This is a genomic window from Alteromonas sp. 4NH20-0056 (genome assembly GCF_057539655.1).
Map to the genome: position 1 here is coordinate 99,065 of NZ_BAAJLS010000008.1, position 12,925 is coordinate 111,989.

Annotated in this window: 14 protein-coding genes; 9 read left to right on the plus strand and 5 right to left on the minus strand. The window is 43.6% G+C overall.

All coding sequences use genetic code 11. The features are described from left to right. Nucleotides 1–209: 209 nt before the first annotated feature. The 5 genes from AC27EZ_RS14045 (at nt 210) to fldA (ending at nt 4,130) form a co-directional block, all read left to right on the plus strand. The gene (locus AC27EZ_RS14045) at nt 210–1,859 is read left to right on the plus strand and encodes an electron transfer flavoprotein-ubiquinone oxidoreductase (protein WP_487135914.1); all 1,650 of its coding nucleotides are present in this window, start codon (nt 210–212) and stop codon (nt 1,857–1,859) included. A gap of 112 nt (nt 1,860–1,971) precedes the next feature. Continuing rightward, complete coding sequence (locus AC27EZ_RS14050; RefSeq protein WP_487135915.1) at nt 1,972–2,367, plus strand: H-NS histone family protein; 396 nt, start codon at nt 1,972–1,974, stop codon at nt 2,365–2,367. 103 nt (nt 2,368–2,470) lie between these two features. Continuing rightward, complete coding sequence (locus AC27EZ_RS14055) at nt 2,471–3,244, plus strand: alpha/beta fold hydrolase (RefSeq protein ID WP_487135916.1); 774 nt, start codon at nt 2,471–2,473, stop codon at nt 3,242–3,244. Nucleotides 3,245–3,360: 116 nt separating this feature from the next. Then, nucleotides 3,361–3,579, plus strand: coding sequence for a DUF2788 domain-containing protein (locus tag AC27EZ_RS14060; RefSeq protein WP_487135917.1), 219 nt, complete (start codon nt 3,361–3,363; stop codon nt 3,577–3,579). Between the two features lie 26 nt (nt 3,580–3,605). Then, nucleotides 3,606–4,130 carry a flavodoxin FldA gene (gene fldA / locus AC27EZ_RS14065; RefSeq protein WP_421134502.1) on the plus strand — a complete coding sequence of 175 codons (525 nt, stop codon included), beginning with the start codon at nt 3,606–3,608 and terminating at the stop codon, nt 4,128–4,130. 74 nt (nt 4,131–4,204) lie between these two features. On the opposite strand, the gene AC27EZ_RS14070 is transcribed toward fldA, so the two are convergent. Beyond that, a complete protein-coding gene (locus tag AC27EZ_RS14070) occupies nt 4,205–6,211 on the minus strand; it encodes a methyl-accepting chemotaxis protein (RefSeq protein ID WP_487135918.1) in 2,007 nt (668 codons plus the stop codon). A 312-nt stretch (nt 6,212–6,523) separates the two neighbouring features. Between AC27EZ_RS14070 and fur the strand changes: the two genes are divergently transcribed. Then, complete coding sequence (fur, locus tag AC27EZ_RS14075; protein WP_487135919.1) at nt 6,524–6,952, plus strand: ferric iron uptake transcriptional regulator; 429 nt, start codon at nt 6,524–6,526, stop codon at nt 6,950–6,952. Nucleotides 6,953–7,028: 76 nt separating this feature from the next. On the opposite strand, the gene AC27EZ_RS14080 is transcribed toward fur, so the two are convergent. The 4 genes from AC27EZ_RS14080 to AC27EZ_RS14095 form a co-directional block, all read right to left on the minus strand. Beyond that, complete coding sequence (locus AC27EZ_RS14080) at nt 7,029–7,895, minus strand: aminotransferase class IV (RefSeq protein ID WP_487135920.1); 867 nt, start codon at nt 7,893–7,895, stop codon at nt 7,029–7,031. Beyond that, nucleotides 7,892–8,830: a 5-oxoprolinase subunit C family protein gene (locus AC27EZ_RS14085; RefSeq protein ID WP_487135921.1), complete on the minus strand. Its 939-nt coding sequence runs from the start codon at nt 8,828–8,830 to the stop codon at nt 7,892–7,894. Before AC27EZ_RS14085 ends, AC27EZ_RS14080 begins: the two co-directional genes overlap by 4 nt. After that, complete coding sequence (locus tag AC27EZ_RS14090; protein ID WP_487135922.1) at nt 8,820–9,500, minus strand: 5-oxoprolinase subunit B family protein; 681 nt, start codon at nt 9,498–9,500, stop codon at nt 8,820–8,822. Before AC27EZ_RS14090 ends, AC27EZ_RS14085 begins: the two co-directional genes overlap by 11 nt. A 66-nt stretch (nt 9,501–9,566) precedes the next feature. Beyond that, complete coding sequence (locus AC27EZ_RS14095) at nt 9,567–10,301, minus strand: 5-oxoprolinase subunit PxpA (RefSeq protein WP_487135923.1); 735 nt, start codon at nt 10,299–10,301, stop codon at nt 9,567–9,569. A 65-nt stretch (nt 10,302–10,366) separates the two neighbouring features. Here AC27EZ_RS14095 and AC27EZ_RS14100 point away from each other — a divergent pair, with 65 nt between their 5' ends. The 3 genes from AC27EZ_RS14100 (at nt 10,367) to AC27EZ_RS14110 (ending at nt 12,920) form a co-directional block, all read left to right on the plus strand. After that, nucleotides 10,367–11,236 (plus strand): CvfB family protein, encoded by an 870-nt coding sequence (locus AC27EZ_RS14100; RefSeq protein WP_487135924.1) that lies wholly within the window; start codon nt 10,367–10,369, stop codon nt 11,234–11,236. A gap of 13 nt (nt 11,237–11,249) precedes the next feature. Then, nucleotides 11,250–11,645 carry an OsmC family protein gene (locus AC27EZ_RS14105; protein ID WP_487135925.1) on the plus strand — a complete coding sequence of 132 codons (396 nt, stop codon included), beginning with the start codon at nt 11,250–11,252 and terminating at the stop codon, nt 11,643–11,645. 198 nt (nt 11,646–11,843) lie between these two features. Next, nucleotides 11,844–12,920 carry an efflux RND transporter periplasmic adaptor subunit gene (locus tag AC27EZ_RS14110; RefSeq protein ID WP_487135926.1) on the plus strand — a complete coding sequence of 359 codons (1,077 nt, stop codon included), beginning with the start codon at nt 11,844–11,846 and terminating at the stop codon, nt 12,918–12,920. Nucleotides 12,921–12,925 lie beyond the last annotated feature (5 nt).

Here is a 12,925-nt window from a genome sequence, read left to right on the forward strand (position 1 = left end):
CTTAAATGTCGTTAACACCATGTTTACGTGTATATAAAATAAACGTTCAGTTAACGTTAACGTAAACTCCCTGCAATGTACTTACTGTTGACGTAAACGTCAACCTGCATTACCTTTCAGGGCGACAACTAATTTACATGTTTTTGACACAACGCATTATTTGTTTCATCAATAGTGCACTATAAAAAACTGAACATAAGGAGCCTCCCGTGGAACGAGAATCGATGGAGTTTGACGTAGTCATCGTCGGTGCCGGCCCAGCTGGTTTATCAACGGCCTGTAAGCTTATGCAGCTTGCGAATGAAAATGGCCAAGAGCTAATGGTTTGTGTCGTCGAAAAAGGCTCCGAGGTAGGTGCACACATTCTATCCGGTGCTGTTTTTGAGCCACGCGCTATGGACGAGCTTTTTCCTGATTGGAAGGAAAAAGGCGCCCCACTCAATACAAAAGTGACCGATGATCATATTTATTTATTGAATAGTGAATCATCAGCGAAACGATTACCGAACGCGATTACGCCTAAAACAATGCACAATGATGGCAATTATATTGTGTCTATGGGCAATGTATGTCGATGGCTTGCCGAGCAAGCTGAACAACTTGGCGTTGAAGTCTTCCCTGGTTTTGCTGCAGCCGACGTTATCTATAACGACGATGGCAGCGTAGGCGGTGTTATCACCGGCGACATGGGAGTGAGTGAAAGCGGAGAAGAAAAAGACGGCTACATGCCAGGGATGGAACTACGTGCTAAGTATACGGTGTTTGCAGAAGGCTGCCGTGGGCACCTTGGTAAAGAACTTATTGCGCATTTTGACTTAGATAAAGACGCCTCGCCACAGCATTATGCGATTGGTTTTAAAGAAATCTGGGATATTGACCCAGCTAAACATCAGCCAGGCTTGGTGGTGCATACTGCGGGGTGGCCGTTAAACGACGCTACGGGTGGAAGTTACCTTTATCACGCAGAGGACAATCAGGTATTTGTAGGGCTTATTGTTGACCTAAACTATGACAACCCTTACCTAAGCCCGTTTGATGAATTTCAACGTATGAAGCATCATCCGGTGTTCAAACAATATCTAGACGGCGGTAAACGTGTGTCTTATGGCGCACGCGCTATTGCGAAAGGCGGCTATAATTCACTACCCAAAATGACCTTCCCTGGCGGTTTGTTGGTAGGCTGTGACGCCGGCACCCTTAATTTTGCGAAAATTAAGGGCAACCATACTGCGATGAAATCGGGCATGATCGCCGCTGAATCTATCTTTGATGCAATAAAAGAAAATGCGGAAGCACCAGTAAAAGAACTGACGAGCTACACCGAGAATTTCAAAGCGTCATGGGTATATGATGAATTATATCGTTCTAGAAACTTTGGCCCTGCAATTCATAAATTAGGAAATTTCTGGGGCGGTGCTTTTAATACTGTCGAGCAAAACTTCTTTAATGGTAATCTGTTTTTTACCATGAAAGATGAGCACAAAGATTACGCACAATTAAAAGAAGCAAAAGACGTTGAAGAAATTAATTACCCTAAACCTGACGGACAATTAAGTTTCGATAAATTATCGTCTGTTTTTCTTTCAAATACGAATCATGAAGAAGATCAACCTTGTCATCTTCAATTGAAAGATGCGTCAATTCCTATTTCGGTAAACTTGCCAAAATACGCTGAGCCCGCTCAACGTTATTGCCCTGCAGGAGTTTATGAAATTATTGAGGAAGAAGGCACTAAACGTTTTCAAATTAATGCGCAAAACTGCGTACATTGTAAAACATGTGATATTAAAGACCCGTCTCAAAATATCAAATGGGTGGTACCAGAGGGCGCCGGTGGGCCTAACTATCCAAATATGTAATCGATGTAACAATTAATAAGTGTAAAAAAGCGGAGTCTCTCCGCTTTTTTTTATGCTAAATTTAACGCGTATTAATTATGATTTTTAAATAAGCGTTAAGGTTAATAAATACATGAAAGACTTTTTAGATATTTTGACCCATGGACGACGTTTACAAGGTGCAGTAAAGGAATTAAATCTTAACGAACTTGAACAAGTTCAAGAAAAACTGGCCAGCATTGTAGAAAAAAGAAAAGAAAAAGCGCGGGAAGCTGAAAAAGCGCAGGAAGAAAAACAACAAAAGCTTGCAGAGATAAAACGCCAAATGGAAGCGGCGGGGCTCAATGTTGAAGATTTACAAGCGCTGACACAGAACGAACCCAAAAAAACGGGCAAAAAACGTCCGATTAAATATAAGTTAATCGACAGTGAAGGCCACGAACATACATGGACAGGTATTGGTAGAATGCCTCGTGTCTATAAAAAGGCTCTCGATTCTGGTCAGTCTCTAAGTCAATTTGCCCTTTGATAAACACAACATGCCATGCCATACGCATGGCATGGCTCTTGTAAAATGCTAACCCCTCCCCCATTTTCACGTTAAGCGTTAAATTGAAAACAACTGGTGGCCTGTGGAATTACATTACAAAACACATATTCATGCTGTCGATGCACCGTGGCTTATACTTATTCACGGCTTGTTTGGCAGTGCCGATAACCTCGCCGTCATAAGACGACATTTTGAACCCACTCACAATATAATAAGCGTTGACTTACCAGACCATGGCTTATCGCCTTGGGTTGATAGTTTCAACATTAATGACACGGTTACAGGTATCACTGCAATTCTAGATTCAAATGGCATTGCACAAGCCGCCGTTCTGGGCCATTCACTGGGCGGCAAGGTAGCCATGCAGTTAGCGCTTGCCCATGGCGAACGCGTTAGCCACTTGTTGGTTGCGGATATTGCGCCGGTGGCGTACGAACATCGTCACCAGTCGGTATTTGATGGGTTAAATGCTGTTAATCTTTCGACCATTACAGGGCGCAAAGATGCAGAGATGGCAATGGCTGAACACATACAAGAAGCTGGTGTAAGGCAGTTTTTGCTCAAAAGCTTATATCAAAACGATCAAAAGCAGTGGCTTTGGCGTTTTAATGTAAACGGATTGATTAAAAGTTATCCTCACATTATTGATTGGCCTCAAACCAATCAACAATACGATGGGATAACCTATTTTATTAAAGGTGGACAGTCAGATTATATCACTGCGCAGCACCGCGAAGCGATTGCACGGTACTTCCCTAAAGCAAAAGCACATATTATTGAAGGTACGGGACACTGGTTACACGCAGAAAAGCCGACAGCATTTAACGCTATCGTCAGTAAAATACTGGCGAAGTAATGTTGCATTGCGAAGAAAAAAAGCGATGTATTCTTACAATTTTTTGAATGTTTTGGGCTCTGTTCGGCGTTTAACCTGTGGTATAGTTGCGCCAGATTTTTTTCATAAGTAACACTATGCTTGCAGAAAACTTTGAGCTAATAGAATCCATTATGTTGTACGGCGGTTTGTTTGTGCTTTTTGCACTAATGGGCTTTGCCGTTCACGATGTATTGACGAAAAACGACGTGCCTCTCATTGGGCGCATTGTAACCTATGGCGTGCTTGGTCTTGGTGCGATAGGTTTTTTAGCAAAAGGTATCATTGAGTGGTTCTGGTTAAGCAATGGCGTTTAGTAAGTAACGATTAATAGAGGTTTGATATGGCAAGCGTTGGCCTGTTTTTTGGCAGTGACACGGGTAACACCGAACATGTAGCTAAAATGATTCAGAAAGAATTAGGTAAGCAGCTAATCGATGTAAAAGACATTGCCAAGAGCAGTAAAGAAGAGATCGCAGAATTCGATCTTCTTATTTTCGGCATCCCTACTTGGTACTACGGCGAAGCACAATGTGATTGGGATGACTTTTTCCCAGAACTAGAAAGCATTGGGTTTGAAGATAAGCTTGTAGCGATTTTCGGATGTGGCGACCAAGAAGATTACGCAGAGTACTTCTTAGATGCAATGGGCATGATCCGCGATATCGTAGAGCCAAAGGGCGCAATTCTTGTTGGTCAATGGCCGACAGAAGGCTACGACTTTGAGGCATCAAAGGGCCTTGCTGACGATGACCACTTTGTAGGACTTGGTATTGACGAGGATCGTCAGCCAGAGCTAACCGACTCACGCGTGAAGGCGTGGTGTAAGCAGCTTCATGAAGAGCTCTGTCTTGCTGAGCTAGCTTAGTACATCACACATCGACGTAATAAAAAATGCCGCGTAGTTACGCGGCATTTTTTTAGCACTTACCCGCACATGAACTACAGGTGAAAACGCTCTACTGCTTTTCTTAAGCTTTCAGTTTGCGCATCTAACATCATGGTCGACTCATTAGACTGCCTTGTACTTTGAGCGCTAGAATCGGCTAAATCAACAATACGGTTTAAGCTTGACGCAACATCGGCAAGCAATAAATCCTGCTGCTCGGTATCAGATACAATCTGTTCATTGATTGTACTTAAACGGGCAATAATTTCTCTAATGCCTTCAACTTGTGTAGACACTAGCTGCGTTATTTCAACGCCCTTCTGTGCCTGTTCTCTCCCCGCCCTAATCGCTTTTACTGCCTGGCTTGCATCTTTTTGCAAGTTACCTATCATCGTCTCAATTTCTTCTGTCGAATCGTGAGTACGATTAGCCAACGTTCTTACTTCATCAGCAACCACCGCAAACCCACGCCCCTGTTCTCCCGCCCTTGCTGCTTCTATAGCAGCATTTAGCGCGAGCAAGTTGGTCTGTTCCGCTATGGTCTTAATGACGTCTAAAATACTGCCTATGCTTCTAGAGTTCTCATCGAGCCGGTTAATAATTTCAGCTGAAGCATCGGCTTGTGTCGCCTGATTATTGACCTGATTTCTACTCTTTTCTACGAGCACGCCAATTTCGGTACTTTGCTCGGTAACATGGCGAAGTGCACTCATCGCATCATTAATTTGCGCCAAGTTACTACGGCTAGTGTCTTGTACGTACTGAGTATTAGTCGATGTCGTCGTCACCTGCTCGCGCTGCTCATCAACATCGCGCAGACTCTTTTCGCCTAAGGCGACACTCTCTTTAGTGATCTCAATTAAGCGCTTTTCTTGCTCTAAAATATTACCCACGAGTTCTCTTAAGCTGTCGGTTAAACTATTAACCTTTGCAGAAAGCGCCGAGAACTCATCGTTGCCGTCTTCAGAAAGCTTGTGGCTTAAATCGCCTTTACTTAACTGGGTCAGGCCTTTGTTAATATTATCAAGTGGTCGCGAAATACTGCGTGTCGCCGCTACGGCAAGACTTATAGCGGCAATTAGCCCTATACAGGCAACGATAAGGTTTTTCAGGAGGTTGGCTTGTACCGATTCTAGAATGGCATTTTGACCGTCAATAGACTCTGCCTGCACTTTGTCGAACAATGTATTGATATATGACAATGACGCTTCTAACGCTGCCTTTGCGTCGCTGCGATTCGTTCTGGCATCGGCGATGTAATTGAGCTTTTGTTGTTGTAATGCGATAAGACCATTGCTTTCATTTAAACGAGACAGCAACAGGTCGAATTGTTCATTAAACATTTCAACCGTTCCGCCATCATCAACCCCAACAACAAGCCTATTCAAGTAGTCCTTGTCCACCTGCAGATTGCTTACTTGATACTGTAAATCGTCAATAATATTTTGCGTCGTTTCAGCGCTGTTGTTAGTAGCAAGCTCGCTAAACGTTTCATTCATTGTGAGAAGCTTGTTATCGATATTTGTTCCCGTACCGATAAGCGTTTCAATACCTGGGTCGCGGGTATCAAGATAAGATAAGTCAAGCATCAAAGCGCTCGCCTCATCGGCCGTCGATAGTACCTCTTCCAATTTTGCAGCAACATCGCTTTGCACTTTCATCCTTAACTCAAGTGCGTTGTACATTGCTTTACTTTTTGTCACATAATTATTGCTCGCTTCAACAGCGTCTTTCACCGTTGAATTTGATGGCATTGCCTTTCTCAAGCCTTCAAGGTCATTAACAAACAACGCTGAGAGAGAGTCAAACTGAGATTTATTTTTTTCCAAGGCATTTAGCGAGTCTTCATGGTAACCATTCGCCGTAATAACCGACAGTGACAATATCTCGGTTTTCACCTCTACCATACGATTTTGAACCGGCATTTTACGCTCGACAACGTCTTCAGCAGACACGCGAATGTCGCTCAACCCAAAATAGGAGAGCACACTGGTTACTAAGAGTAAGCAGCCGAACAGACCGAACCCTAGCTTTATTTTATTGATTACAGTTAACTGCATAGTACTTCCGCTGAAATTGAAAACAGCCTTACATCTTTTATGTCGGCGTTCTATCATTTTAGTTTAACAGGATGTTAATTCAATGCACCAAAAGTTTTAATTTTTAAAACTAATCATTAGGTATTACTTACACTTACAGACTGGTCAGTCCACGAAAAATAAGAGCTTCACAAAACGTAACCTGTTAAAATATAAATCGATTAAGTGTGTTCTTTTCTAGTCAGGGTCAAGAATACGCGGTTTTACTTTTAAATCCTGTTGAGTTACCTATAATACCCACATCATGTGATTAATCGTTCTCAGTAGGTTGTAATGGATCAGAATAAAGAACTAAAAAAAGCGGGGCTAAAAGTTACGCTACCGCGCCTTAAAATTTTGCAAATTCTGCAGGAGCCACAAAACCAACACATTAGTGCCGAGGACGTATATAAAATTCTTATCGAGCACGGTGAAGAAATTGGGTTGGCAACGGTTTATCGTGTACTGAACCAATTTGATGATGCGGGCATTCTTAACCGTCATCACTTTGAAGGTGGCAAGTCTGTTTTTGAAATTAGCCATAAAGATCATCATGACCATTTGGTTTGTCTTAAATGCGGTAAAGTTATTGAATTTGAAGATGACATTATCGAAGAACGACAAGAACGCATTGCTAAACAACATAATATTAAATTAACCCACCATAGTTTATACCTCTACGGTGAGTGCACTGAAGGCAACTGTGACAACGTTGACGACTAAGCATCGTCACCATAAAAAACTGGTTTTTGAAAACAGCCCGCGAATATGCGGGCTGTTTTATTTCATGCGCTGAGTGTTATGCGTTGAACTTTACGCGGTGATAGGCATTGATAGCCTTTTCCCAAACATCACCGACTTTTCCATTGCCAATCAACGTATTATTTACCCGAGTGACTGGCGCTATCTCTTTACTTGACGAGGTTAACCACACTTCATCAGCATTGAGTAACTCCTCAACGCTAAACCAACGCTCATGTACCGCTAATCCTGACTCCTCAAATGCACGCAGCGCAATTGCACGAGTCACGCCGGGCAATAATTGATGATTAAGAGGCGGCGTATAAATAACTGCATCTTTGACGATAAATACATTGCACGCACTTGCCTCAGTAACAAAGCCCTCTTCGTTGTGCAAAATAGTCTCGTTAACCCCTTGGTCTACACCTGTTTGGAAATGCATAACATTACCTAACAATGACGTAGACTTTATGTGGCAGCGTTGCCACCGTTTATCCTCTTCCAACGCCACATGAAACGCTTTTACCGCAGTTTTGTCGGCGGTTTGTGGCGGCGCAATCTCAAACACGAAGCCAAATACGGTAGGTGCAATATTCTCAGGATATGCATGATATCGCTTAACATCCGTGCCTCGGCTAACATGAAAATATACCCCTATGTTACCACTGGGGAATTGCGACGCGTTTTTCTCTATGAGTGTTGCTAATATCCCGTTCCATTGTTCAACACTGTAAGGGTTTTTTATTGAGATGGCATTAAGACCGTTATTCATTCGCTCTGTGTGGCCTTTCATGCCAACAGGACGGCCATCATAGGTTGGTATCACTTCATAAATACCATCACCAAACAAAAAGCCTCTATCCATTGGCGAGATCTTTGCCTCAGATAATGGCAGATAATCACCGTTTAAAAATGCCACTGTCATACATTATCTCCTGTTAATTTAAGGCGTTTTTGCTGGCGAAGTAAAAACTTTGCTCTTTCATTTTCTTTGTCATTAAACGCAAATGTTATGGTGTCACCCGGTGATGCCTGCGCAAATCGATTAATATCAATCGGGCTAACACAACCTAGCTTTGGATAGCCACCTAACGTTTGTCTGTCTCGCATCATAATGATGGGTTGACCGCTTGGCGGAATTTGCACTGCGCCAAGGTGAATGGCCTCAGAGCGCATACTACTTATGTTATGTTGCACCGGTGCGCCGGATAAACGATAGCCCATTCGGCTAATATCCTGAGTTACTGTATAAATACTGGTAGTAAACATGCGATGTGAAGCACGAGGGAAGTGACTTAACTGATAGCCAGGTATCACGGATATGGGTTCATCTAGGCTATAGTCAGGTCTATGGGGCGCCGCTAGGCATCGCACGGTACGCATAGTGCGATGCTTGTTCAATGTTACGTTATCGCCTGCTGATAATGGCCTACCATTGCCGTTTAGGCCGCCAAGTTCCTCGCGAACGACACAACATGCACTATTCATTAATCGTGGTACGTTCCACTCACCGCCCAATGACAAATAGGCCCTACAACCTAATGTTTGACTACCAAACGTGAGCGAGTCTCCTTCCTTTAATACCAGTGTCTCATAGACAGAACACGCGTGTCCGTTAATAGTTGCTTGCACCTGTTTGCCTGTTATCGCAGCACAAACATCGCGCTTCGCCACTAACGTCATTTCGCCTAACACTTCAACGCAAGGGGTTGCTTCATTATTTTCGACAAGATAGTTAGCCCAGAAAAAGGCGTCATCATCCATTGGGCCTGACTGACAATAGCCGGCGCTTTGATACCCCACTCTCCCCATATCGACGATAATACTCATCAAGCCGGGGGCAATTATATTAATACTCATTAAGCGCGATAAACTCTTTTTCACTAATCGATTTGAATGTCACTTTATCTCCGGTTTTGAGCAGTGCATCTTGCCCAAAAGTAAGGCGCAGTGGACATAATCCTAATAAGTGCCAGCCACCGGGTGACACTGATGGATAAACTGCGGTTTGTCTATCCGCAATCGCAACAGCGCCTTGTGGCACTCGCTTTCTTGGTGTTGCTAGTCGCGGGCATGAGAGTGCTTCGGGAGTACTCCCCATATACCCAAAACCTGGAGCAAAGCCCACTGCATATACGCAATACTCAACACTCGTGTGCAGCGTAATAACGTCATTCTCTGATAACCCCGTTTGCGTCGCCACAAGCGATAAGTCGTTGGCGTCTTTTCCGCCGTACCAAACGGGGAGCGTATGACAACGCCCCTCAAATGCAGACTGCGTCACAGAAGCAAGTGTTGATAAGGTCGAATACACCTTATGACCGTCCACTTTCAGTGCATCGAACACAACCAACGCCGAGTCATAAGCAGGGACGACGTCGCGCACCCATGAAAGACCAGCAGACGCTAACGTGTCGCAAAACTGCAAACACTGGGTATTGGCCTCATCAAGCGATGGTCCGTTAAAGTAAAATAGAAGGCCATCAATACCTGCTGAGACAATCTGTTTTACATCACCAAACGGTTGCATAAGAGTATTTCATTCCTTTCTGTCTTTTTTATGTCGAATTAACGCTAGATTATGATAATTCAACATTCACCTATTATTTAATAGCGTCTTTATTCGCACCGCAATGTCCACCGCGCCTGTCGTGTCACCATGCACACACAGCGTATCTGCATTAAGGGCAAGTGGCTTTCCCGAGGTCGTGATCACCACACCTTCGTTGATTAATCGTTCAGATTGTTCAAACGCCTGCTCTTTGTTAAGTACTGCCCCGTCTATTTTACGACTTTGTAAGTAGCCCTCGTCGGTATAACGACGATCTGAAAACGCTTCAAATTGCAATGATATACCGTACTGTTTGGCTAATGACTGTACATTTTCACTGTCTGGGTGAGCTTGGACCACCAGACTATGCGTTTTACTGGACATTGCCGCTACGCTTTCAATGACGGTTTCAAGAATCGCATTGTCTTGCATCATGTCGTTATATAACGCGCCGTGTGGTTTCACATAGCTAACATGGGTACCTATAATAGCAGCCAACCCTTGCAACGCGCTGACTTGATACTGAATACAGGCAATTAATTCTCGCTTAGCCATTTTCATACTTCGGCGACCAAACCCTTGTAAATCTGGATAAGACGGGTGCGCCCCAATAGTAACATTATGCTGGTGAGCGAGAGCCAGCGCCTCTTTCATCGCCGAAGGATCGCCAGCATGAAAACCGCATGCAATATTCGCTTGGTCGATAACGGTCATAATGTGACTGTCGAGAGGCATTTTCCATGCCCCAAAATCTTCGCCTAAATCGCAATTTAACTTCATAGTGGTTTTGCTCTTACGTGTAATCCGATATCATGTTACCTGTTCTTTATTAAAAGTCAGCGTTAATGATAAATATCGGAAAAATTAATACCCTTCGCGTGGTCGCGCAATATCCTTTTGGCTATGCCTTGGCACCATGCATTGAAAATGTAGACGACACCTATTCAGATGATGAATTACCCACTGTCACACTATCTCATGATGAGGTTGAAAGTGAGTTAAGTGACGGTGCGCTCATTGACGTGTTTGTTGCAGCAGACCAACGTGGTGATTTATACGCTACGCTAAAGAAGCCATTAATTCAGGTCGGTGAAGTAAAAGTATTAAAGGCGGTTTCAGCCACACACTTTGGTGCATTTTTCGATTGGGGATTAGACAACGATTTGTTGATGCCTATCGATTATCAGGCGAATCCTGTCGACCCAGGCATGCGTTATGTTGTCCACGCATTCTTTGACGAAAAAACCAATCGTATTTTAGGGGCGACCAAACTCCATTACTTCTTAAAAGAAGGTAACGCCTATTTAAATGAGGGAGACCTTGTTGACTGTTTGGTATACGCAAAGTCAGATCTCGGCTTTAAAGTGGTTATCAACGAACAGTCTCTGGGCCTAATTTTTAACAGCGATGCGTTTAAACCCTTAAAGATAGGAGACGCAACGCAAGGCGTTATTAAGAACATTCGAGAAGACGGTAAAATTGATGTGGTGTTGCAACGCGTAGACAAAGCGGGGCGAGATACACTCCAGCAAGCGATTCTTGATGACCTTGAAGCGCATGGTGGCGTGTCTACACTTACGGACAAAAGCCCGCCTGACGCTATTTATACTCATTTCAATGTAAGTAAAGCGGCGTATAAGAAAGCACTAGGTGCGCTTTACAAACAGAAGAAAATCACGATTTCACCTGACGCTGTTCGATTAATTAAAACGTAGGATAGAAAACCCCATGAAAGCAAAAGTGGTGTGGGAGAACGATCTCTCTTTTAAATGCTCAACCGACAAGGGATATGAAACCGTAATGGACGGTAGCGGAAACGCGATATCGCCAATGGAGTCTGTTCTACTTGCGGCTGGCGCTTGTTCAAGCGTTGACGTGGTTGAAATCCTGAAGAAGGGTCGATTCGCGATAGAAGATTGTGTATGTGATCTCGATGCAACCAGAGCAGATGAGCCCCCTCGCGTCTTTACGTCTATCCATGCCCATTACACCGTAACAGGAAAAGGGATTACTGACAAAGCGTTAGCACGTGCAGTACAGTTATCTGCAGAAAAGTATTGCTCCGTTATGCTAATGCTAACGGGAAAAGTAGACGTCACTACCAGCTATACTTTAGTTGAATAGACTTACCGTTAGGCTAATTCGCCATCTCTTAGTGAAAAAGGCTAACATCAGGTGTTAGCCTTTTTTTATAGCTTTTTAAATGTAAACTTAAGAAGCTGATTTTAAACAAGTTTATGCAATTAAAATCCTACTGGCATATTTGATGCTATCTGTTGGTCATTACTAATATAACGAAAAATAACGTTTAGGTATTTGACCATGGAAAATTCAATTCGCACGCTTCGCACTTTCGCTATCAGCAGCAGTTTATTAGCACTGTCTGTTTCACTCACCGCCTGTTCAGACGCTGACGCTGTTGACACCCATGTGTCTCAGGAAGAAGCCGTCATTGCTATTCCTGTTGAAGCACAGATGCTTTCAAGAGGCAGTATTCAGTCGACATACTCTACAACGGCCATATTAGAGGCACGAGAGGAAGCGTTTGTCGTAGCGCGCGCTGCCGGCATCATTGAGGCCATCTTCGTTGAAGAAGGCGATTATGTGGAAAAAGGTCAGGTACTTGCTCGACTCGATAGTCGCCGTTATGAGTTAAACCTTACAAAAGCAAAAGCAGATTTAACGGGTCTTGAGCGTGAGCTAGAAAAAATCAATAAAGTCTATTCAAAAAAACTGGTAAGCGACGATACATATGACAAATTGGTGGCTCAGTATGAGTCAGCAAAAGCGTCGGTTAAGCTAGCTGAACTCGACTTACAAGAAACCACTATTACCGCGCCCATTAGCGGTTACGTTGCCTCAAGGGGCGCCAAAGTTGGTAACCTAACAGAATCGTTTCAACGGGAAAGAATGTTTCATATTGTTCAGCAAAGAAACTTACAAGGTATTATATATCTTCCAGAAAACGAGCTTCAGAATATTGCCGTAGGACAAGCTGCTACGCTTAAGGTTGCTGCCTTGGGAAATCATGAAATGTCAGCGAGCGTCGAGCGCATTAGCCCTGTCATTGATGCGACCACCGGCACGTTTAAAGTAACACTTAGCATTCCGAATCGAGAAGAACGCCTAAAAGCAGGTATGTTCACCGATGTAGCACTGGAATATGCGAATCATAAAGATGCGACACTTCTTCCGCGCAGAGCACTCGTTACCATAGACAACAACCATAGCGTATTTGTTGTAGAAAACGGTGTCGTTCATAAAAAAGAGGTCGAAACCGGATTTGAGCAAAACGATGTTGTTGAGGTGATCAGTGGACTTAATGGTGATGAAACCGTCGTTACTGCGGGCCACCAAAACTTAAAAGATGCAGCACCTGTTGACATTGTAAACAGCTAACTAGC